Annotated in this window: 17 protein-coding genes and 1 pseudogene; 7 read left to right on the plus strand and 11 right to left on the minus strand. The window is 62.0% G+C overall.

Annotation, left to right across the window (positions count from 1 at the left end):
• Positions 1-336: pseudogene (locus tag ABXS05_RS15455) on the plus strand (hypothetical protein); the annotation flags it as partial.
• 1,571 nt (positions 337-1,907) lie between these two features.
• Here the strand turns inward: ABXS05_RS15455 and ABXS05_RS15460 are convergent.
• The 4 genes from ABXS05_RS15460 to ABXS05_RS15475 form a co-directional block, all read right to left on the minus strand.
• On the minus strand, positions 1,908-3,398 hold the full coding sequence (locus ABXS05_RS15460) for a hypothetical protein (RefSeq protein WP_367624521.1): 1,491 nt from the start codon (positions 3,396-3,398) through the stop codon (positions 1,908-1,910).
• Between the two features lie 9 nt (positions 3,399-3,407).
• A complete protein-coding gene (locus ABXS05_RS15465) occupies positions 3,408-4,721 on the minus strand; it encodes an HlyD family type I secretion periplasmic adaptor subunit (protein WP_367624522.1) in 1,314 nt (437 codons plus the stop codon).
• 10 nt (positions 4,722-4,731) lie between these two features.
• Complete coding sequence (locus ABXS05_RS15470; RefSeq protein ID WP_311944898.1) at positions 4,732-6,444, minus strand: type I secretion system permease/ATPase; 1,713 nt, start codon at positions 6,442-6,444, stop codon at positions 4,732-4,734.
• Positions 6,445-6,704: 260 nt separating this feature from the next.
• Entirely contained in the window at positions 6,705-6,962 is a 258-nt protein-coding gene (locus ABXS05_RS15475; RefSeq protein WP_311944900.1) for a hypothetical protein, read from the minus strand.
• Positions 6,963-7,726: 764 nt separating this feature from the next.
• Between ABXS05_RS15475 and ABXS05_RS15480 the strand changes: the two genes are divergently transcribed.
• Positions 7,727-8,737 (plus strand): helix-turn-helix domain-containing protein, encoded by a 1,011-nt coding sequence (locus ABXS05_RS15480; protein WP_367624523.1) that lies wholly within the window; start codon positions 7,727-7,729, stop codon positions 8,735-8,737.
• A gap of 246 nt (positions 8,738-8,983) precedes the next feature.
• On the opposite strand, the gene ABXS05_RS15485 is transcribed toward ABXS05_RS15480, so the two are convergent.
• Positions 8,984-9,175: a hypothetical protein gene (locus ABXS05_RS15485; protein ID WP_311944902.1), complete on the minus strand. Its 192-nt coding sequence runs from the start codon at positions 9,173-9,175 to the stop codon at positions 8,984-8,986.
• Positions 9,176-9,608: 433 nt separating this feature from the next.
• On the opposite strand from ABXS05_RS15485, the gene ABXS05_RS15490 reads away from it, so the two are divergent.
• Positions 9,609-9,890 carry a hypothetical protein gene (locus ABXS05_RS15490; protein ID WP_311944904.1) on the plus strand — a complete coding sequence of 94 codons (282 nt, stop codon included), beginning with the start codon at positions 9,609-9,611 and terminating at the stop codon, positions 9,888-9,890.
• 332 nt (positions 9,891-10,222) lie between these two features.
• On the opposite strand, the gene ABXS05_RS15495 is transcribed toward ABXS05_RS15490, so the two are convergent.
• Complete coding sequence (locus tag ABXS05_RS15495) at positions 10,223-10,645, minus strand: hypothetical protein (RefSeq protein ID WP_367624524.1); 423 nt, start codon at positions 10,643-10,645, stop codon at positions 10,223-10,225.
• Between the two features lie 630 nt (positions 10,646-11,275).
• Between ABXS05_RS15495 and ABXS05_RS15500 the strand changes: the two genes are divergently transcribed.
• Positions 11,276-12,940: an OFA family MFS transporter gene (locus ABXS05_RS15500; protein ID WP_367624525.1), complete on the plus strand. Its 1,665-nt coding sequence runs from the start codon at positions 11,276-11,278 to the stop codon at positions 12,938-12,940.
• Positions 12,941-13,048: 108 nt separating this feature from the next.
• The gene (locus ABXS05_RS15505; RefSeq protein WP_367624526.1) at positions 13,049-13,297 is read left to right on the plus strand and encodes a hypothetical protein; all 249 of its coding nucleotides are present in this window, start codon (positions 13,049-13,051) and stop codon (positions 13,295-13,297) included.
• Positions 13,298-13,327: 30 nt separating this feature from the next.
• Here the strand turns inward: ABXS05_RS15505 and ABXS05_RS15510 are convergent, their stop codons facing one another.
• From ABXS05_RS15510 to ABXS05_RS15530, 5 genes are all read right to left on the minus strand, one after another.
• Positions 13,328-14,134 (minus strand): family 1 encapsulin nanocompartment shell protein, encoded by an 807-nt coding sequence (locus tag ABXS05_RS15510; protein WP_367624527.1) that lies wholly within the window; start codon positions 14,132-14,134, stop codon positions 13,328-13,330.
• Positions 14,127-15,200 carry a Dyp-type peroxidase gene (locus ABXS05_RS15515; RefSeq protein ID WP_367624528.1) on the minus strand — a complete coding sequence of 358 codons (1,074 nt, stop codon included), beginning with the start codon at positions 15,198-15,200 and terminating at the stop codon, positions 14,127-14,129. Before ABXS05_RS15515 ends, ABXS05_RS15510 begins: the two co-directional genes overlap by 8 nt.
• A gap of 417 nt (positions 15,201-15,617) precedes the next feature.
• On the minus strand, positions 15,618-16,034 hold the full coding sequence (locus ABXS05_RS15520; protein WP_367624529.1) for an organic hydroperoxide resistance protein: 417 nt from the start codon (positions 16,032-16,034) through the stop codon (positions 15,618-15,620).
• A gap of 189 nt (positions 16,035-16,223) precedes the next feature.
• Complete coding sequence (locus ABXS05_RS15525; RefSeq protein WP_367624530.1) at positions 16,224-17,543, minus strand: ATP-binding protein; 1,320 nt, start codon at positions 17,541-17,543, stop codon at positions 16,224-16,226.
• Positions 17,540-18,280 carry a response regulator gene (locus ABXS05_RS15530; RefSeq protein WP_068287811.1) on the minus strand — a complete coding sequence of 247 codons (741 nt, stop codon included), beginning with the start codon at positions 18,278-18,280 and terminating at the stop codon, positions 17,540-17,542. The genes ABXS05_RS15525 and ABXS05_RS15530 overlap by 4 nt, the downstream gene beginning before the upstream one ends.
• A gap of 418 nt (positions 18,281-18,698) precedes the next feature.
• Here ABXS05_RS15530 and ABXS05_RS15535 point away from each other — a divergent pair, with 418 nt between their 5' ends.
• Both ABXS05_RS15535 and ABXS05_RS15540 read left to right on the plus strand, forming a co-directional pair.
• The gene (locus ABXS05_RS15535; protein ID WP_367624531.1) at positions 18,699-20,471 is read left to right on the plus strand and encodes a cytochrome c biogenesis protein DipZ; all 1,773 of its coding nucleotides are present in this window, start codon (positions 18,699-18,701) and stop codon (positions 20,469-20,471) included.
• A 124-nt stretch (positions 20,472-20,595) separates the two neighbouring features.
• Positions 20,596-21,162, plus strand: a complete 567-nt coding sequence (locus ABXS05_RS15540; RefSeq protein ID WP_311943616.1) for a TetR/AcrR family transcriptional regulator — start codon at positions 20,596-20,598, stop codon at positions 21,160-21,162.
• Positions 21,163-21,196 lie beyond the last annotated feature (34 nt).

Raw genomic sequence — 21,196 nt, forward strand, 5'->3', positions numbered from 1 at the left:
CTCGCCGCCAATGCCACCGATACCGCCAATCGCGCCGGTCAGACCGCCGACCGTGCCACCGATCCCGCCCGTGAGGCCGCCGACCGCACCGCCGAGCGTGCCGCCCAGGCCACCCTCGCCGCCAATGCTGCCGATACCGCCAATCGCGCCGGTCAGGCCGCCGACCGTGCCACCGATCCCGCCCGTGAGGCCACCAACTGCGCCACCGAGGGTGCCACCCAGGCCACCCTCGCCGCCAATACCACCGACACCACCAATCGCGCCAGTCAGGCCGCCGACCGTGCCACCGATCCCGCCCGTGAGGCCGCCGACCGCACCGCCGAGCGTGCCGCCTAGGCCGCCCTCGCCACCAATGCCACCGATACCGCCAATCGCGCCCGTCAGTCCGCCGACGACACCGCCAAGCGTGCCACCGATCCCGCCCACCGAGACGCCACCGCCAGCTGACACACCACCGCCAGCCGAGGCGCCACTACCAATCGAGATTCCTCCGCCAACCTTACCTCCGACGGATGGTCCACGGCCGGTCGTTTTGCCACCGACTGATGCTTTGCCGCCAGCCGAGGCACCTGCACTGACCTTGCCGCCCACGGACGGCCCGCGACCGGTCGTTTTGCCACCGACTGATGCTTTGCCGCCAGCCGAAGCACCGGCACTGACCTTGCCGCCCACGGACGGTCCGCGACCGGCCGTTTTGCCACCGACTGATGCTTTGCCGCCAGCCGAGGCACCGGCACTGACCTTGCCGCCCACGGACGGCCCGCGACCGGTCGTTTTGCCACCGACTGAAGCTTTGCCGCCAGCCGAAGCACCGGCACTGACCTTGCCGCCCACGGACGGTCCGCGACCGGCCGCTTTGCCGCCGACCGACGCTTTGCCACTGACTGAAGCACTGGCCTTGCCGCCGACGGATGGTCCGCTGCCGGTCGCTTTGCCACCGACTGATGCTTTGCCGCTAACCGAAGCGCCACCACTGGCCTTGCCGCCGACTGAAGCACCGGCGCTGGCCCTGCCGCCGACGGATGGTCCGGCGCCAGTCGCTTTGCCACCGACTGAAGCGCCACCGCCAACAGATAGCCCACCACCCGTTGAGCGGCCGCCCACCGAGGCTCCACCAAGCCCCCCACCCGAACCGCCCAGACCGCCGGATGAGCCACCGCCCACTCCGACTCCGGCGGCACTGGCCTCGTCTCCATGAGAGACGAATGCCGACAGCAGTGCAATCGTTGCGGTGGACAGGAAGAAGTGAGAACGCCTGCTGATCCTAGACATGGTACGTACTCCTGCTAGTGCCTCTTGTTATCTTCCGCAGTACCAACGGTTGACGCTGTCCGCCGGCGGGGGTCTCGTAAAAGAAAGTCGACTAAATTCTGACCGGCTCGAGCAGATGAAGCCGGCATAGTTGAGCTTTGCCGCGTTCGTCGCTTCCTCAACGAAATTGCGCACACGATAACGCTCACGGCTCGCCACCTTGGCAAACCGAATGAACGGTTCACTTCAAAAAGCCTCTGTAGTTTATGTCGGAGCCGGATCGCTCTATTGCGATCTACGCAAGAACGCCGAGATTCTTAAGTCTTGGCGATTCCTATTCCATATAATCAATCATATGGATCTCCGATTTTGACGGATTTCCCTGCAACGTTACTCAACCTTGTCACATATGCAGGGCGACGTCATTGTCTATTCCCTAGAAGTATTGACTGAAACGGTTCTCTCATCTGCACCCATATCCAGGGCATGAAACATCGTTCGCACGAACCGAATTCGGCCCCGAAGCGCAGTTCATTGGCAATCGACGACGTCCGTCTGCAGTGCTCTGGCCGATGCACTCATCGGCCATCAAGCCATCAGCAGACGTGCAACCGGGATGACCGTGTATCCGAAAGCATCATCCCACACCGCCGCAATCAAGCAGCGTGGTGGGTCGAAGCGTGGTGTGAATGATCCGTATCGGTATGCCCATCATCATCGATGAATGGCTGGCCGACAAAAGTGAGTATCGGAGTGAGAGCATGGGCGACCCCTTCCGTGATCTGTAGTGCCGCATGTGTCGCAGCGAACATATCAGTCGGCGTCTCCGCCGCCGCATGTGTCGTCGCTGCAGCAGTTTCCGTTGCCGAGACTGATTCCGTTGCGGGGGCCGGGGTGCTTTCATGCGCGGCCGTTGCTACGGGACTCGTGCTGTTATGGCTGCCATTGTTGGGCTGACTTGACGGATCGTCATGGCCGCCAGTCAGGCCGGAAAGGACCCCGCCACTACCAAGGAGGCCGCCGACGATGCCATCCTTACCAACCACGCCATCCAGGCCTTCTTTGCCGGCATCGGCCAGGCCATCAAGGTTATTGCTATCATGATGGCCGCCATTGTCGGTCGACTGGCTTGGCGTTTCGTCCTGGCCGCCGGTCAAACCGGCAAGAACCCCGCCACTGCCGAGGATGCTGCCGACGAGGCCATCTTTGCCAACCACGCCATCCAGGCCTTCTTTGCCGGTATCGGCCAAGGCATGGAGAATATTGCCGTCATCGCCGCCCGCCAAACTGGTAACCTTGGTCACGACGGTATCCAGGCTATTGCCGGGATCGACCAGACCCTTGATGATGTTGCCGTCACCGCCGATCAAACTGCCGATGATGCCATCCGGGCCCAAAACCTCTTTCACCGTCTCGCCGATATCCAGCGAGACGGGTAGCACGCCGTTATCTCCAAGCAGGTCATGTACGACGTCAGTGACCGGCTCCAATACTTGTCCGACGGGAGCCAGAGCCTCCGCGAGTGGACCGGTGACGGCCAGGCTGACCGGCTCCAATATGTGTTCGACGGGAGTCAAAGCCTCAGCGAGCAGGCCAGTAACGGCCGATATCGGGTGCGTCACTGCAGCTAATCCGCCTTCTCCCGAACTGGAGTGGGATAGCGTTGCCGACAGGGCGTCATCCGCCAGTGCAGTCCCGATCAATGCGCCGGCTGCGTAACTTCCTGCACTTCCATGCGCAGCTGTAGCCGATGCGTGCGCGGATTCCGCCCCCCGCGGCAAACCATCGGGGGAGTTCTCTGAAGGGGGAGAGCTTGCCGCCTGCACATTGACCTCGGCGCCATTTGTGGCGGCCGGTCCATTATTCGCCTCGTTGTGAATTGGGTGATCAGCCGTTGCCGAGTGATCGACGCCGGCCTTGGCCTGTTCCGCAGCAGCGGGGGTATCCGACACACGACGATCGTCATGTGACAAACCGGATTTGGGGTCTGAATTGGCCGCGGCCTGCTCGGACTCGAGCAGCGCAATCCCCAATCCCACGGCGCCCGCCGCAAGCGCAAAATTCAGCGGATTGTCCGCGTTGCCGGTTTTCGCCTTGGTATCCGAACGGCGGCCTTTGAGATCGTTCAACTTCTCCAGGTATACCATGGCAGATCCTCACTTTTCTCGAAACGCGTGTCCCACTTCATCAAGAAGCGGTCCAAGCAGATACCCAATCAGGGTTCGCGACCCGTTCGTGACAACGACTTCGGCCGGCATTCCTGCTTGCAAGGAAACTGCCGACTTGCTGAGATCATCGGGATTGATCTTGGCGCGGATGGCAAAATAGCTACGCCCAGTCCGCGAATCCGTGATTTTGTCCGCAGAAACGCTGATTATTTCGCCCTGTAGCGGTGGGCGCTCATTTCTGGGCACACCCGTCAGCCAGATGCTGGCTGTCGCGCCTGTCTTGACGCCGTTGATGTCGGAAAGCGGCAACTGGGCCTCGACAATGAACGGATTGTCAGCGGGAACGACGTCCATCAGCTTTTGCCCAGCCTGAACCACCCCACCTTCCGTGAACACCGACAGATCGACGATCGAACCGCTGACAGGCGATTTGATCACCGTTCGGTTCACCACATCCTGCGCCGCCTTGAGTTTCGGCAATGCCTCCGCCAGCGAAGACTGGGTTGTCCGGATCTGATCGACGATCTCGTTGATGCGCTGGCGGTCCAATTTGGCAATGGCGAGTTCAGCCTCGCCGGTTTCCTGCATTGCCGTGGCAATATCGGCCGTGCGCGAGCCTATGTCGGCGAGCATACGGGCCGCCGACCGATCCAGTTCGAGAAGACGCGTCTTGGGCGCAAAACCTGAGGCCGCCAACTTCTGGACACCTGCCGTCTCTTCCACGAGCGAGGCATTCTGCCTGGAAAGTCCTTCCTTCTGTGCGTTCAGTCCGGCGATCTTCTCGCGAAGCTGGGCCAGCCGGGATACGAGTATGCCCTTCTCGGCCTCATATTGATGTGCCCGCGAAGCCAAGACTGCGGACTCGTTGGCAATTGTCTCTTCCATCGCCCCCGACGAGCGGGCTTCTTTCCGAAACTTCTCCAGGCAACTGGTATCTTCATTGTCACGCTCACAGAACAGGCGTGCCTGGCGGGCAACCAGGTTCACGACCTCGGCCTGGGCGATGTCGAGCTTTGCCTGGGACTCCGTTCCGTCGAGTTCGATCAGTGGTTGACCTCGTTCGACGCGCTGGCCTTCCGAGACCAGAAGCTTGGAGATGACGCCGCCATAAGGGTGTGCCACCGATTGCCTCTGCGCCTGCACCTGCAGGCTGCCCTCGGCGATCGCCGCGCTCGATAGCGGTGCCACATACCCCCACACGATGACCAGCAGCACGAAGGCCAGCAACGACACCGCACCCCAGACGGCCGGGCGCCACGGATTGCGATAGGTGATGCTGCCAGGAACGGAGATGGCGGTCATGGTCTGTCCCTCACCTCTGCAGAACGGGAGCCGCGAAACTCTGCGGCGGCCCGAGTTTTTCGATTTTGCCGGCGTTCAGCACGAGTATGGTATCAACCACGCTGAGAATGGCGGGCTGGTGGGTGACCACGACGACCGCCGTGCCCTGCGCCTTTATGAGGAACAGCGCCTTGCTGAGCGCATGGACGCCTTCCACATCCAGATGCGCATTTGGCTCATCCAGAACCAGCAGCCGCGGCCCCCCCAGCAAGGCCCTGGCCAGGCCGATGCGCTGGCGCTGCCCGCCCGACAGCCCCAGCCCGCCCGGACCGAGCATCGTGTCGTATTGTTTGGGCAAGGCCAGCACCATCTCATGGATGCCCGCAAGCTTCGCCGCCTCCATGATCTGGTCGGTGGAAGTATCTTTAAACCGCGAAATGTTCTCCCGGACACTGCCGGCAAACAACCCGACATCCTGGGGCAGATATCCCGTAATGCGGCCAAATTCCGCCGGATCCCAGTGTGCGTAGTTCAGCCCTCCGAAAGAGATATCGCCTCCAGCCGGCTGAAGGGCTCCGATCAGCAGTTTGGCCAGCGTACTCTTTCCGGAAGCGCTTGCTCCGACAACCGCCAGCGCCTCGCCCTCGCCGATCTTGAAGGACACATCGTCGAGAACGGCCTTCGGCCGCCCCGAAACGCGATATGAGAGGTTCTTCACATCGAGAATCGTTTCGTTGGTCGGCACGATCGTCTTGAGCTCGCTTACCGGGATCTCGTTCAGAAGGTCCCTGATGCGCTGATAGCCGGTCCGGGCCGTCGCTGCCTGTTTCCAAGCGGAAACGGCCTGTTCGACCGGGATGATTGCGCGCCCCATGATGATGCTGGCCGCAAAAATCGTCGCGGGATTGATGGCATGATCGATCGCGAGCCAGGCGCCGGTGCCGAGTATCAGCGATTGAAGCAGCAATCTGGTGAACCGGATGCCGGCCGAGATCAGTGCGTTTCGATCGCTCGCAAAGGCTTGGCTGAAAAGCATTCCAGCCCGGCTGCCCTGCCAGTGGCGCTCGACCGCGGATTCCATCCCCATGGCGCGAATGACATCCGCATGCTGCATGATATTCTCGGTGAAGACGAATGATCGTCTGGCCGCGGCTTGAGCATCATCCATGGGCTTTCGGGTGACGGCCTCGTTCAGAAAGGCGAGTCCCAGCAACAACAATGCGCCAACCGTCGCGACGACGCCCAAAATGGGATGGATGAGATAGAGAAGGATGAGATAAATCGGGATCCAGGGGACATCGAAGGCAAAATGGATACCCGGACCGGTGACGAAGGTGCGGAACTCGTCCAATTCCCGCATCGGCAAGGCGCCAAGGGAATAGCCGTTCCTCGAAGACTTTTGCACGAGCGCGGAAAACACGCGGCTCGCCAGTTTTTCGTCCAGCAGGATCCCGCATCGTGTCAGCATCTGAGCGCGCATGGCGTCCAGGATGGCCATGACAAGCAGCGCGACGATCAAGATGATGGTGAGCATGACGAGCGTCGGGACGCTTTCGCTCCGCAAGACGCGATTGTACACCTGCATCAAATAAAGAGGCGAGCTGAGATAGAGCAGATTGATCGTGCTCGAAAAGATGCCGACAGCAATGAAATACGGACGAAGTGACCTTACCGCTGCACCGATCTCAGTTTCAGCGCTTTTTTTTGTTGATCGAAACAACGAAGTCGCATCAGCCAAAGACATCACCAAGTCCCTTCATATCTTCCAACAACAACGCGATTGGGACGAAAAGAATTCAGATTTTCCTTGGTAGCGTATTGGTACAATAGAATGATATCTTGCCCGCAACGTTCGTCTTCCGAGTTTGAGGAAAGATCCCAATCAGCCGCTGCGAGGCATGAGGCTCCCCGCAGCGGCTGGTGCTTCTTTGAAGACGCTCAAGCACTTGAAGTCAGCAACGGCCCAACAGCGGCAGCGCCTCTTCAAGCGCACAAGGTGGCCAATCAGGCGACGTGCACGCCGTCGTGAGCCTGCAGCGAGTCCAGCACCAGTGCAGGCGTCAGCGCGATGCCGGTCCAGGCACTGCCGACGAGCATGGCTGCTCCCATGCCAAGATGACCGCCACCTTCCATAAAGTTAAGGTAGGCGTCATCAAAGGTGACCTCACCCGTGTGATTATAGTGATAGTCGTTTGTCTGGACGTTAGTATGGCCTGTAGTTGTCGTAGCGGTTTGGGTGCCGCCGAACAAGAAATCAAGCATCGGAAGTCTCCTCTGAGTTTACTTCAGGCGATATGAGCGTCGCATATACCCAAAAGGAGTCAACGCTCGATGCCTGATTTCGGACTTTGCGCAAACGATTCCAGACAATAGTCAAAGATGGGCGGCGGGCGCTGGCGACGAGGATGTCCGCGATCAAACCCGCTCGCGGCACTGTCGGCGGCGGCCGCTGCCTCCGTCACATGCCGCGGCCAGCGCGAATGCCTGAGGCGATGTCTGCCGGTTCCGCCCCCGTCCAGCGAGGCCATCGCTCCATGGCCGGCCTTGCTTGGGTCATGCCTGGCCTCGGGCGTTGTGCTGCACATCGCAAGCGCCCCGACGGGAAAGCCCCGGTCAATATGGCAACCACAGCGCCCACGATGGCAGCCGTGGATATGGATGACACTGTCGATCGACAGTAAAAACGGTACCAAAATACCATAATTCGGCCTGCAACATGGCCTCGGGCTACGAAAAGCGAACGTTTCGGCAGAAATCGCTGGCAGCCCAGCGCTGAAGCAGCTAACCTACCCCAACGGTAAAGTCGCGCTTACGCCGAGAACCCTTAGTGAAAATCTTACGACAATAAGTCTCACAAATGGGAAACCTTGGCCAATTTCATATCCATCTTAACCATGCGACCAAACGTCAGATAGAAACTTAATAAAAATCTTCTATGTGAGAGAGCGGAGTGGGAATTGGTTTGATCTGTCTGGAATGATCCTCCGGCAAGATTGGCCGGTTGGATTCAATGCAGTGAGGTTGCAATGACGACCCCTCAGGTTCACCCGCTCGCCCAAGAAATCTCTCGGCAGCAAAGCTTTTGTGCGATGTCATCGGCACAGAACCTTCTGATCGAGCACGAGGCTGATACCGCCTCGAACGAGTTCCCTCTGGAGGAAACTCACAGTTTCGGCGACCTCGAATCCTGCCGCACTCTCCGGACGAGCGCCGGTCGAAATTGGGGCAACATATATATTTCCAAACAGATTGAAGATCCCAACGAGGGCACCTTCCGAGCGAGCCCGCACCTTCTGGTCAGCCTGACGAGATCCGGCTCCACGCGGCTGATTTGCAATGTCCAATCGCAGGAATACAAGGCCTATCTTCATCCCGGCCAGTTGAACATTCTGGCACCGAACCAACCGGTCCGGCTGAAGTGGGACAGACGTGTTCACACCACCCATCTTTATCTGAGAAACTCGCTGTTGAGCGAGATCGCGGGTGAGATGACGCAAAACCGCATGACGTCCATCGACGTCATCGGCAGGCTGGCTTTCATGGATCCTCTGCTCGAGGGATTGGTCACAGCCATCGATGACGCAATGGAGCTGGAACTGGAAGGAATCCAGCCTTACGTCGAACATCTCGCACGCGCGGCGGCCTGCCACGTGCTGCGCAAATATTCGAATCTGCGATCGCCACAACCTTCGGAAGACACCTCCGGAGAGCTTACCAAGAGTCAGATCGCACGCTTTCGCGAGATGGTCGAAAGCCGCATGAGCCAGAAGCTGACACTGACCGACCTAGCCGAGGGCAGCGGATTGTCGACCGGCCATTTCGCTCATCTGTTCAAGCAAGCCACCGGCACGACGCCTTACCAATATCTTCTGCATAGCCGAATCCAGCGTGCGCGCTATCTGCTGGCAAAGACAGCGATGCCCGTGGTGCGGGTCGCCGCAGAATGCGGATTTTCCGATCACGTGCACTTCACAAGGGTGTTCTCGAAGACAGTTGGTCAACCGCCGGCGACTTTCCGCAAACTTGCCATCGACTGAACAGAGGCGTGCGGCGAAATACGGTCGGCAGATCGATCGGCCGGCATGTAAAGATATCGGCCGGATCGTCCATACCCGCCCTCTAGCATCGTATCTGCCCCTATCCCGGTCGAAAGAGACCCGCGAGGGCAGATATCCGGAGCAGCCAGCCGCCGGTCGTGATAGATCATCGCGGCAACAGGTCACGCCGAGTTTTCTTCCAAGATTCAGTCGTCACAATGCAGCCCGGCCTCCAAGGCGCCGCAGCTAGCCCTCGCCGTTGACGTGGCTTCCTGTTGGCTTGGCTTTCAACGGCTCCGCCGTCTCGCTGAGCCTGATCTGCTCGCCCGCCTCGACCGGGCCGACGATGGAAGCGCCTTGCTCATCGGGATTGAGAAGGCCGTTGCTCCCCCACGCAACAGAAATGCCAATACTCGAACTCCGGATCGCACGATCCAACCGGTCGCCCTGTCGCTGGTCCTGCCGATACGTGCCCTCAGGCCTCGCAATGATGCGGCATCAAGCGCTCCCGCAACGTCGCAAACAATCTGTCGCCGACAACGATATTACCGCTTTTGAGTAGCGAAATCCCGTCCGGCACCGACTTATGGATAGGCGATAATCCACAATTTCAGGTGGCACTTGCCGGCTTTCCGCCGCAATCTAGGGCTTAGTAGAGGAGCGATTTGAAGTGATGTGTCGCCGCGCCCCAGCCGATCCGAAACTCGCGGCGCCGAAGAACGGTTCTCCAGGAAATGCTGCACGGCCCGACTTCGCCGTCAGGCCCAATTTCCCGGCGGGAGGTTCGAAATTTGCAGGCACTTTCTATTCCGTTTCCTTCTGTCTCGATTGAAGCAGACACCGAACTATTAGGAAGGAGGAAGGAACCAAGATGACGATTCGAGTTATTGCTGCGGCCGCCGGATATTATGTGATTTGGCCACAGCCAGGGAACATGCGGGGCTTTGGCCGTTCGCCTGTTGTTGCTTGGCAGATCACCCTCGACGACGAGGGTCTGGCCAGTTGGTCCGAGCCGGTGGCAGAAGGCGTTATTTGTTCGGAGCCTTATGCGATCTTGTGCCCCGACGGGACAGTGCAGGAATCGGACAGCGGCGTTTTTCACGACAAGATCGAGGATTGGGTGCGCACCCTGCCGCGAAAGATCACGGCATGACCGGAATGTCGATATCTCCGGTCGATCGGGATCGACCAATCTAACACGCCTGCCGTCGAACAGGACAAATCGACGTCCCGAATTTGTCGCGGTTTGGAAGCAAAGACCGGCTGCCCGTCTTGGTGTTGCGTGGGGGTTCCTCCGATCCTGCTCCCGCAGAGCCAGGCAGTTGGACTGGAATTTTCCACCCATTGACATGCCTTTCCGATCTTGAGCCAGCGGACGCTGGAGTTTTCCGGGAGCAGGTCGCAGTGTCTCCGCCTCTGGCTTGCAATCGGGCCTTCGTCGGCGACGTCGGCACGGCACCAATTGGAGCTCGTATCGGCCCTGTTTCAGAATAAGCGATCAATTCCGACCACCCCGCCATCGCAGGCGCCATCCGGCTCGATCCCGAGGAATTCCGTTCCCGTCGCATTGCCGATGCCGTCACGGCCGGTCGCCAGCCGAAGGTCGAAAGGCGCAGCCGCCCTCGGCAGGTTCAAGATGGCCTTCCATCCTCCCGTCCGCAGACACTCGTCATAGTCTGTTTGGCAGGTCTTGCCGGTCACCGGGATCCTGAACCACTTGCCGTAGGAACCGCCACGCTCGGCAAGTGCCGCATACTCATAGGCGACATCGGTGATGTTTATGACGCACAGCATCCAGGCCGAGCCCCCGGGTGGGGGTTTCAGCGGGTCATAGGAGTGATCGATATCCGCATCCTGAATGACGAAATTGTCGAGGTTCGCTTTGCTTTGTAGCCGCTGCAATTTCATCGTCTTTCCTCCCGTTCGTTAGTATGCGAATTGCGCGCTCCGGCATTCTGTCACGATTGCCGAGCCCGGCCGCGCCGCGAGTCCGGGCGGAGCGGCTGACAAAGGCCGGCATTGTTGCCTTGCCAGTCGCAAAGCAACACGCATGCCAAAACAAAAACGGTGGGAGATCCGAGCTTTTGCCACGCGGGGTCTTCCAATTTCAGACAAATTGTCAGCCCCGGCGTGGACAAAACGTCCAAACACATCGCAATGACAGTGCTCGCTGCCGGCACACGACTCGCCCGCATCGAGCGCCCCACTGCAGCACTGGTCCGCGGCTTTCGGCGCTTTTAAGGCCTGGCGACTATAAGGCTTGGCGACACCCGTATTTGCACTAGGACCGCCATGGTTGGCGATCGCACGCGAACGCGGCCCGGCCGGACATTTTGTTCGCCGTCTCGGACAGATTGCCCGCAATCGCCGGCCTCCGGCCCCGTAATCCATTGATATTGCTCACCATGTTGGATGGCACGCGTCTTGCTGACGCCATGCCAACGGCTTTGAGCCGAGCACCAGCCCCGCCAAACGATGGGCCGGATCACATCGACAAGCACAGCCGACGGGATGCTGAGAAGACAGGGCGGAATTATCATGACAACGGATGTGGACACACCGGATGACGTATTGTCTGCGCCACGGAAAGCCGGATTTCTCGATCGGCAAAGGATCATCGCCAGGCCGGGCTTCAATCGCTGGATGGTGCCACCTGCGGCGTTGGCCATTCATCTGTGTATCGGTATGGCCTACGGCTTCAGCGTGTTCTGGCTGCCGCTCTCGCAGGCCCTTGGTCCCGCCCCGTCGGCTCGATGTCCTGATCTGAGCCTCGTGGCCGCCTTGTTTACCACGAACTGCAACTGGCGCGTGTCGGATCTGGGCTGGATCTACACGCTGTTCTTCGTGCTGCTCGGCTGCTCGGCGGCCATTTGGGGCGGCTGGCTGGAAAGAGCCGGCCCGCGCAAGGCCGGGGTGGTATCCGCCCTGTGCTGGTGCGGCGGCATGCTGCTGGCCGCAGTCGGCGTCATCTTCCACCAATTGTGGCTGATGTGGCTCGGTGCGGGCGTCATTGGCGGCATCGGGCTGGGCCTTGGCTATATCTCGCCGGTCTCGACCCTCATCAAATGGTTCCCGGACCGGCGCGGCATGGCAACCGGCATGGCGATCATGGGTTTTGGCGGCGGCGCCATGATCGGCGCTCCGCTCGCCAATCTCCTGATGGGCGCCTTCAAGACAACGGACAGCATCGGCGTCTGGCAGACCTTCGTCGTCATGGCCACGATCTATTTTGCCTTCATGATGGCCGGCGCGCTGGGCTACCGGATTCCGCCGCCGGGATGGCGCCCCGAGGGTTGGTCCCCGCCCTCCGCGGCCGGGCGCTCCATGATCACCACCCGCCACGTCCACCTGAGGAACGCCCACAAGACCAGGCAGTTCTGGCTGATCTGGCTGGTGCTGTGTCTCAACGTGTCGGCGGGCATCGGGGTGATCGGCATGGCCTCGCCCATGCTGCAGGAGATCTTCGGCGGCCGGCTGCTCGGTCTGCCGGACCTGAGCTTCGACAAGCTCTCAGCCGATCAGAAGGTCGCGATCGCGGCGATAGCCGCCGGATTTGCCGGGCTGCTTTCTCTGTTCAACATCGGCGGCCGTTTCTTCTGGGCCTCGCTTTCGGACAAGATTGGCCGGAAGAACACCTATTACGTCTTTTTCCTGCTTGGCATCGCGCTTTATGCGGCGGCACCATCCGCGGCGCATTCCGGCAGCCAGCTCTTGTTCGTGGCGATCTTCTGCGTCATCGTTTCCATGTATGGCGGGGGATTTGCAGCCGTACCGGCCTATCTCGCCGACATTTTCGGGACGCAATTCGTCGGTGCCATCCATGGCCGGCTGCTGACGGCCTGGGCGACGGCCGGCATATTCGGGCCGGTGATCGTCAACTACATACGCGAATTCCAGCTGGCGGCCGGCGTGTCACGCGCGCAAGTCTATGATTTCACCATGTACATTCTTGCCGGGATGCTGGCGCTCGGCCTGATTGCCAATACATTGGTGCGACCATTGGCAGACAAGTGGTTCATGTCAGAGGCCGAGGTTGCAGCCCTTCAGGATGCGCCCGCCTCTGGCCAGAACGGCACGACCGGGTCCTTCGGGATCGGCAAGGGCGGCTTGGACGGCAAAGCCCTGCTCGCCTGGGCCGCTGTCGCCATCCCGATTTTCTGGGGTCTTTGGGTCACGCTCAAGAGCGTCATTGCGTTGTTCTGACGCCTGGCGGCATTCTCGGCCGCCGGGATGGCGGTGGAAGGGGGGACCCGACCAGATCATCCACGGTGGTCGAGCCGACGCGGGGCAACACCATAGGGGGAGCTTAGCATGGCGGAAGTCAAATGGCTGAAGGACAACGAATACCCCACGCAGCGGGGGGACTGGGTCCTGATCACCAGACAAGGCCCGGTCTGGTCGATCAACAGCGCCACATCCACCGGCGACAGCGTGCCCTCCGTCCCGATCGGGGCCTTCCATTTATTGAACGATCTGCTCGCCAGCACGATCAGATGGGCCGACCGAGCAGGCATTGACTGGATCTATATCCGCCCGGGCGACGATTTTGCGCATTTTTGAGAGCCGCATGGCCCTCGGATGGAACCCGCCCTATTTCTTGGCGTGCAGGAGGGCGACGGCTGCTTCGGCCGTGAGCAGGCGGAAGGTCAGGCTTTCCTGGAAGTAGAGCTGCACCGAGGTCGCCGAATGGCTGGCATAGCCGATGGAGATGTCCTGGCCCACGGAGAGCTCGAAATCCCCGCCCCGCGTCGTCAGCACCAGCCCACCCTCGATCGCCGGGGCCCAGATCACCGGCCCGTCGACCAGGCGCTCGACATGGTGGAACACCGGATAGCCGTCATCGCTGCCCCCGGCCGCCGCCGTATAGGCATCGCCCCCCAGCACCAGCGCATAGGGGCCCTCCACCCCCGCCAGCCGCAATTGGCTCACCGCCTGCGCCACCAAATCCGGATAGGCCTTCACCTGGGCCGGCAGCGTCAGCGCCGGGTTGCTGAGACCCGGGCGGATGCCCCCGATCCCGGCCGCGGCAAAGCCGTCGAACACCGCCCGATCCTCGGCAAAGGCCAGCTTGCGCGCCGCCTCCTTCAGCGGCGACCAGTCCGAGTCGAGCGCCCCCCGCTCCACATCGTCGATCGCCGAGCGGGCGAGTTCGAAGCCGACTCGCAGCTCGACCAGCGCCTTCACCTCCCGCTGCACCGCCTCGATACCCTCGCCAGGCCCGGCCAGCGGGCGGACATGGCCGGTTCCCACCGCCGAGGCCGCCAGACCTTGCGGGCCCTCGAGGTCGACCACCCGCCGCGCCGCCAGATGGCGCTTGAGGGTGCGCGCCGCCTCTTCCTCGATCTGCCCCCACGCAGCCTCGGAGATCGGTGCCAGCTCCCGATGGAGATTATTCATGGTCTGCCTTCCTCTTGAGCGATCCAATGCCGAGCGAACCATCGCCGCCGGACGGGCGTAAGCCGGGACTTGCCGCCGCCTCGGGCTCCGGCGGGGCCGCCTCGCCCGCTGCCGGTGCGCCGGCAGCGGCCGCCACATCGTCCAGGAACGTCGCCGAGGGCACGAAGAACAGCGAACCCGTCACCGCCCGGCTGAAATCCAGCAGCCGGTCGTAATTGCCCGGCGGGCGGCCGATGAACATGTTCTCCAGCATCTGCTCGATCCGGCGGGGCGAACGGGCATAGCCGATGAAATAGGTGCCGAACTCACCCTTGCCCGCATCGCCGAACGGCATGTTGTCGCGCAGGATCTCCAGCGCCTCGCCATCCTCCTCGATCGAGGTCAGGACATTGTGGGCATAGGGCGCCTTGAGCGCATCCTCCTGCTCGATGTCCGACAGCTTGGCACGCCCGATGATCCGCTCCTGCATCTCCACCGGCAGCCGGTTCCAGCCCGCCAGGTCATGCAGGTATTTCTGCACGATCACATAGCTGCCGCCGGCAAAGGCCGCATCCTCCTCGCCGATCAGGGTGGCATCCACCGCCGCCTGCTCGACCGGGTTCTCGGTGCCGTCGACAAAGCCGATCAGGTCGCGGTCGTCGAAATATTTGAAGCCGTGCACCTCGTCCACATTGGCCGCCGCCTCCCCGATCCGCGCCATGATCTGCGCCGCCAGTTCGAAGCAAAGATCCATGCGCCGGGCGCGGATGTGAAACAGGATGTCCCCCGGCGTCGACACCGCATGATGCACACCGTGGATCTCGCGGAAAGGGTGCAGCTCCTTCGGCCGGGGCGCCCCGAACAGACGGTCCCACATCTGAGAGCCCAGGCCCATCACGCAGGACAGCCGCCCCTCCAGGTCCCGGAACCCCACCGCCCGCAACAGACCCGACAGATCCGCGCACAACGCCCGGATCGCCGCCTCCGCCTCCGCGCCAGGCTGGACCGTCACCACCAGAAATATCGCACTGCCCGTCAGGGAGGCTACGACAGGCTGCGAAACGATAGAGGGCAAACTCGACTCCATACGGCGGCCATCGCGCGAGCAGGCGATCAAAGACTCAACGGTGACAACTCACCATATCCCGAGCCTTGTGCACAAGCATCCGGAGCGTTTTATGATTTGACGGATTGTGCGAAAGACGAGCACTCCGATCCTTGCCAAACTCGGTCTTGCAAGGACGCCAATGCGTGACCGAGCGGCCCCTCGCGTCACCTGCCGGTCATCGCGGCAGGCCGGGGGCCGGCACTCCTGAAAAGGCCAGCAACCCTGCAAGGGGCGATGGTTCGCTGGAGGCAGGCTCATAGACGCAGGAAGCTGCCAGGATCGCCAGGCCCAGAATGCAAATCGTGATCCGTTTCATTGGAAACCTCGTCGGGCGCGGCAACGCCGCGCCCTGTCGGTTGGAGATGGAAAAGGCGGGCGGGACGAAGAACTTTGCCCTCAAACGAGGGAAAGCTCGACATTGATGTTGCCGCGCGTCGCCTTCGAATAGGGGCAGGTCTGGTGGGCTTCCTCGACAATGGCCTGTGCAAGCTCATGATCGAGGCCCGGCAGGCTGACCTTCAGGCGCGCCTGCAGGAAATAAGCACCGTCGGTGGTGCCGAGATCGACTTCCGCATTCACGGCCGCATCCGTCGGGAGCTTCAGCTTGCGCTTGCCCGCGGCAAGACCCATGGCGCCGATGAAGCAGGCCGACCAGCCCGCTGCAAACAACTGCTCGGGATTGGTGCCGGGCTGGCTGCTGCCGGGGGGCGACAGCTTGATGTCGAGCCGGGCATCGTCACTGCGCGTGGCCCCGTCACGACCGCCAGTGGTGTGGGTCCGGCCGGTATAGAGAACCTTGTCGATCTTGGTCATGATACACTCCTGTCCAGTGGGGTTGTCGATACCGCCCTCTGCGGCATCGGAAAGACCGGCGTGTTTTGGAAGGAGCGTTTGTCCGGCATGTTTCCGAAAAAGCCGGAAATGTAACAGATCGTAGCTTCGGACGAGATCGACATGCTGGCATACCGCAATGCCTGAAAGCCTTGGAAGACACCCAGGCCTTCACCGGATGACGACTTCCGCCGCCAGCCCTCCGCCATTGCGATTGTAGAGTCGGACGGCGCCGCCGAGGGTCCCTGCCAGCTGCTGGGCGATGGCAAGGCCAAGGCCTGTGCCGCCGGTCTCGCGATTGCGCGACTGTTCCAGCCGGAAGAAGGGCTGCATGGCCGCCTTCAGCATGTCTTCGGGGATGCCGGGGCCGCGATCCAGCACCGTGATGATGGTCTTGCCGTCGGCACTGCGCTCCACGCCGACCTCGGCGGCACCTGCAAATTTCAACGCATTGTCGATGAAATTCGAGAGAATGCGCCGCAGCGCATGCGGCTTGGTGGAAGCGACGCCATCGACATAGCCGACGACGGTCACCGCCTTGCCGGTGTCCTGATAGTCATAGGCGATGCTGTCGATGAAGGAGGCGAGATCGATACGGGCCGCCTTCTCGCCGCTGCTATGCGAGCTGCGCGCATAGGCGATGCCGTCCTGGACCAGGCGTTCGATTTCGCGCAGGTCCCGCACCAGCTTGTCCTTCTCCGGTGAATCGTCGGCCATGTCGGCCCTGAGCCGCATGCGGGTGATCGGCGTTTGCAGGTCATGCGAGATCGCGGCGAGAATCTGGACACGTTCCTCCAGATAATGGGCGATGCGTTCGCGCATCGCATTGAAGGCCCGGGCCGCATGGGCAACCTCGCTTGGTCCGGCCTCGCTGAGCGGAACGCTCTTCCTGGTGGGATCGAGGGCATCGGCGGCGGCCGCCAGGTCGCCGAGCGGGCGGATAGCCTGCCTGACGGCAAACCAGGTGCACAGCAGCAAAAGCGCCATCTGCAGGACCAGGACATAGGGCAGCCAGTCCGCGATCGGCATGACACCGCGCGGCGTGATCTCGATGGTCAGCGGGCTGCCATCACTCAAGGTCAGATGGGCCTGCAGGCGGTTGCCCTCGCCCGGTATGGCTTCGATGCGCAGCGGGAAACGGGACCCGGCCGCGCTTTCCAGCTTGGCCGCGATTTCCTGGCCATGGCTGGAAGTGTTGGGCACACCGGCCAGGCCGGGCCCCAGGGTGAGGTTGTAATTGCCGCGGCTCAGCCAATCCAGCAACTCCGGCCTTTCGCTCGCCGGCGTCCGATCGAGCACGGCGATCGAGGTCGCGACATCGTTTTCCAGCGTGCGCAGCATCAACGCCTTCGCCGACATATAGCGTTCGGCATAGAGGATGCCGAAGGACAGGCCATAGGCGATCGCCAGACCCGCCAGCAGGATCAGGAACAGTCGGGCGCGAAGGCTCTTGGGCCACCACAGCGGGCGGAACGCGCCATCGACCATCATGACCTGGGCTCCGAGATCTCGACGGGAACGGAGAGAACATAGCCCTCGCTGCGAACCGTCTTGATGTAGGTCGGCTCGCGCGCGTCATCGCCCAGCCGCTGACGCAGGCGACTGACCAGAAGGTCGATGGAGCGGTCGAACAGGTCGGCATCGCGGCCCTGGGTGAGGTTCAGGAGTTGGTCACGGTTGAGGACACGCTGGGGGTGGTCGATGAAAACGCGCAGCAGCCGGTATTCGGCCCCGCTCAGCGCCACCTCGGTCCCCTGGCTGTCAAGGAGGTGGCGGCCGACGGTGTCGAGCCGCCATTCGCCGAAGGTCAGGAGCTGGCCGGCCTCGCTGATCTGCAGGTTGGGCGGCAGCATCCGGGTTCGTCGCAGGACGGCATTGATGCGCGCCAGGAGTTCGCGGGCGGCGAAGGGCTTGGGCAGATAGTCGTCGGCGCCCATTTCCAGACCGATGATGCGGTCCATCTCGTCGCTGCGGGCCGTCAACATCAGGATCGGTGTCGCCTTGTGCTTTCCGGCCCGCAATTCGCGGCAGAGCACGAGGCCATCCTGACCCGGCATCATCACGTCGAGCACGATCAGGTCGACCGTATTGGCATCGAGGAAGCTGCGCATCTGGCGCCCGTCGGCTGCGACCGACGCACGCAGGCCGTTCTTCTTGAGATAGCTCGACACCAGATCGCGGATTTCGCTGTCGTCATCGACGATCAAGATGTGGTCGACATGTTCCATGCCTGAACTTTCCGTTTTTCGTGCGGTAAGATTACATCGCTGCACCATTACTTCTTCGTTGGCGAGAAAGCTCGCACGAAACGCAGAAATACCCTGCCCTGTCCTCTCCCTTTCGCACCAGACAGAAGAGACATCGCGATGTATCCCCGATATGTCCCCTGCCCGGGATGATTGCATACGCATGTAGGATCAGCAGCTGCGGATACGTTGCGATACAATCGGGACATCGAGGCGACCGTGACCGCGGCCTCCAAGGCCTTTGTGTCGTTGTGTGGCAAGGCAGGCCTCCTTCTACAATCGGGTACAAGAAGCTGCCGCCATCGACACATCCGAGATACCTCGTCCCTGCCAGATCGGGGCCTTCCTGCCGGCGCCCTACACGACTGGGCACGGCAATCCGATTGCACAGGAGACGATGATGGCCCTGCTTGCCATTGCCTATCTCGGGGGCGTTCTGACCATTCTCAGCCCCTGCATCCTCCCCATCCTTCCTTTCGTGTTTGCCCGGACCGGGCAACCCTTCCTGCGCGGGACGCTGCCCATGCTCACCGGCATGGCCTGCACCTTCGCGCTGGTGGCGACTTTGGCGGCCGTCGGCGGGAGCTGGGCCATCCAGGCCAACGAGTTCGGGCGCCTCGCCGCCATCGCGCTTCTTGCCATATTCGGCCTGAGCCTGCTCTCGCCACGCCTCGCCAGTGCGATCACCTTGCCGATCGTCGACTTCGGCAATCGCCTGCACAGCACGTCCACGACCTCAGGCAGGTCAACGGCCGCCCGTTCGCTCATTCTCGGCGTGGCAACGGGCCTGCTCTGGGCGCCCTGTGCCGGCCCGATCCTCGGCCTGGTGCTGACGGGCGCAGCGCTTCAGGGGGCCAATGCCGAGACGACGCTGCTGCTGCTCGCCTATGCCGGCGGCGCCGCCACCTCGCTGGCCGGTGCCCTCCTGGTCGGCGGCAGGCTGCTTGCCGGCATGAAGCGTTCGCTCGGCATCAGCGCGCGCATTCGGCAGGGCCTGGGCATCGCGGTCCTGGCCGGCGTCGGCGTGATCGCCCTCGGCCTCGACACCGGCCTGCTGGCGCGCCTCTCCTATGCCGGTACCGTGAGCATCGAGCAGGCCATCCTCGACAGGCTGCATGTGGATCCGCGGACCGCCATGGCATCCGGTCTCGCCGGCAGCGGCATGCTGATCGCGAGCGCCAAGGCGCAGACGCCCTTCCGCAGCACGCTTCCCATCGAGAGCAAGGCCCCGTCGCTCGACGGCGCCGTCGCCTGGCTGAACTCGCCGGCCCTCGACACGGAGCAATTGCGCGGCAAGGTGGTGCTCGTCGATTTCTGGACCTATTCCTGCATCAACTGCATCCGTACCACGCCCTATGTCCGCGCCTGGGCTGAGAGATACAAGGACGAGGGACTGGTGGTCGTTGGCGTGCATGCGCCCGAATTCGCCTTCGAGAAGAAGCTCGACAATGTCAGGCAGGCGGTCGAGGATTTCGGCATCGCCTATCCGGTGGCCGTCGACAACGACTATCGCATCTGGCGCGCCTTCGGGAACAGCTATTGGCCGGCCTTCTATCTGATCGATGCGCGTGGCCAGATCCGCTACCACCATTTCGGCGAGGGCAATTACCGCCAGACCGAGCAGGCGATCCAGGATCTGCTGCGCGAAGCCGGCAGCGACAAGCTGGCGAAAGAAGCGGTCGCACCCACGGCGAAGGGCGCCGAGGCCAGTCCCGATCTGAGCAATCTCGGTTCGCAGGAGACCTATCTCGGCTATGGCCGCGCCGACAATTTCGCCTCGGCGGAACGGGTGTCGCCCGACGCGACCCGCGACTATTCCGTCGCTGATCCCGGGCTCAACCAATGGGGTTTGTCGGGCACTTGGACCGTCGGCGCCGAACGGGCGGTTCTCGACAAGGCAGGCGGCGGCATCACCTATCGCTTCAGCGCCCGTGACCTGCATCTCGTGCTCGGTCCCGGTGCTGCCGGCAAGCCCGTGCGCTTCCAGGTCAGCGTCGACGGCAAGGCTCCCGGTCCCGACCATGGGGCCGATATCGATGCGCAAGGAAACGGCCTGGTCGCCGAAACGCGGCTCTACCAGCTCCTGCGCCAGTCCGGCGGGGTGGCGGCTCGGACTTTCGAGGTCCGCTTTCTCGACCCCGGCGTCGAAGCCTATGCCTTTACCTTCGGATGACGGCTTTCTGGAGCACACAGTTCCATGTCTCGATATGGAATGGCTTCGATGCAACGGGCGAAAGCAGCGTGCCCTTTCAAAATTTTTTCTTGAACATTCGTTCCCGAATATCTAGATGATCAACATGGCAAGATTACGGGAATTCGACACCGACGCCGCGCTCGATGCCGCGATCGGCGTGTTCAGGGAACATGGCTTCGAAGGCAGTTCGGCCCAGATGCTCGTCGATGCCATGGGTATCGGCCGGCAAAGCCTCTACGCCGCCTTCGGCGACAAGTGGCAGCTCTATTGCGCCGCAGTGCGCCGCTATGGGTTGGGCGAATGCTCCGCCCATTTCGAGGCCTTGCGAAGCGGTGCGCGCGGCATGGACGGCATCAAGGCGATGCTGCGCCGGGTGGCCGACACGGCCAATCAGCCTTGCCTCGGCACCGGTTCGGTCTGCGAGTTCGGTGCGTCTCGTGCCGATCTCGCAGAGATCAATGCGTCATTGGCCAGAAGCCTGGGCGGTGTCCTTGCCGGCCGGGTCCGGGACGCGCAGCGCGAAGGCGACGTCGCCGCCGATCTCGATCCGGAAAGGATGGCCGAATTTCTGATGGCCAGCATCGCCGGCATCCGCATTGCCGGGCGCAGCGGCGCCGACCGCCGGATGCTAACCAGCCTGGCCGACATGGCCTTGAGGGCCCTGCGCTAGGTTTTTTTGCATAATTCAGGAACGAACGTTCAAT

The organism is Labrys neptuniae (assembly GCF_040797145.1).
Classification (GTDB): domain Bacteria; phylum Pseudomonadota; class Alphaproteobacteria; order Rhizobiales; family Labraceae; genus Labrys; species Labrys neptuniae.

What these genes read in the sequence shown, in the direction of transcription:
- ABXS05_RS15465 (WP_367624522.1), bottom strand. Translation starts at nt 4,721, where the DNA reads ATGACCGCCATCTCCGTTCCTGGCAGCATCACCTATCGCAATCCGTGG.
- ABXS05_RS15460 (WP_367624521.1), bottom strand. Translation starts at nt 3,398, where the DNA reads ATGGTATACCTGGAGAAGTTGAACGATCTCAAAGGCCGCCGTTCGGAT.
- ABXS05_RS15535 (WP_367624531.1), top strand. Translation starts at nt 18,699, where the DNA reads ATGGCCCTGCTTGCCATTGCCTATCTCGGGGGCGTTCTGACCATTCTC.
- ABXS05_RS15530 (WP_068287811.1), bottom strand. Translation starts at nt 18,280, where the DNA reads ATGGAACATGTCGACCACATCTTGATCGTCGATGACGACAGCGAAATC.
- ABXS05_RS15475 (WP_311944900.1), bottom strand. Translation starts at nt 6,962, where the DNA reads ATGCTTGATTTCTTGTTCGGCGGCACCCAAACCGCTACGACAACTACA.
- ABXS05_RS15510 (WP_367624527.1), bottom strand. Translation starts at nt 14,134, where the DNA reads ATGAATAATCTCCATCGGGAGCTGGCACCGATCTCCGAGGCTGCGTGG.
- ABXS05_RS15540 (WP_311943616.1), top strand. Translation starts at nt 20,596, where the DNA reads ATGGCAAGATTACGGGAATTCGACACCGACGCCGCGCTCGATGCCGCG.
- ABXS05_RS15480 (WP_367624523.1), top strand. Translation starts at nt 7,727, where the DNA reads ATGACGACCCCTCAGGTTCACCCGCTCGCCCAAGAAATCTCTCGGCAG.
- ABXS05_RS15525 (WP_367624530.1), bottom strand. Translation starts at nt 17,543, where the DNA reads ATGATGGTCGATGGCGCGTTCCGCCCGCTGTGGTGGCCCAAGAGCCTT.
- ABXS05_RS15500 (WP_367624525.1), top strand. Translation starts at nt 11,276, where the DNA reads ATGACAACGGATGTGGACACACCGGATGACGTATTGTCTGCGCCACGG.
- ABXS05_RS15505 (WP_367624526.1), top strand. Translation starts at nt 13,049, where the DNA reads ATGGCGGAAGTCAAATGGCTGAAGGACAACGAATACCCCACGCAGCGG.
- ABXS05_RS15470 (WP_311944898.1), bottom strand. Translation starts at nt 6,444, where the DNA reads ATGTCTTTGGCTGATGCGACTTCGTTGTTTCGATCAACAAAAAAAAGC.
- ABXS05_RS15515 (WP_367624528.1), bottom strand. Translation starts at nt 15,200, where the DNA reads ATGGAGTCGAGTTTGCCCTCTATCGTTTCGCAGCCTGTCGTAGCCTCC.
- ABXS05_RS15520 (WP_367624529.1), bottom strand. Translation starts at nt 16,034, where the DNA reads ATGACCAAGATCGACAAGGTTCTCTATACCGGCCGGACCCACACCACT.
- ABXS05_RS15490 (WP_311944904.1), top strand. Translation starts at nt 9,609, where the DNA reads ATGACGATTCGAGTTATTGCTGCGGCCGCCGGATATTATGTGATTTGG.
- ABXS05_RS15495 (WP_367624524.1), bottom strand. Translation starts at nt 10,645, where the DNA reads ATGAAATTGCAGCGGCTACAAAGCAAAGCGAACCTCGACAATTTCGTC.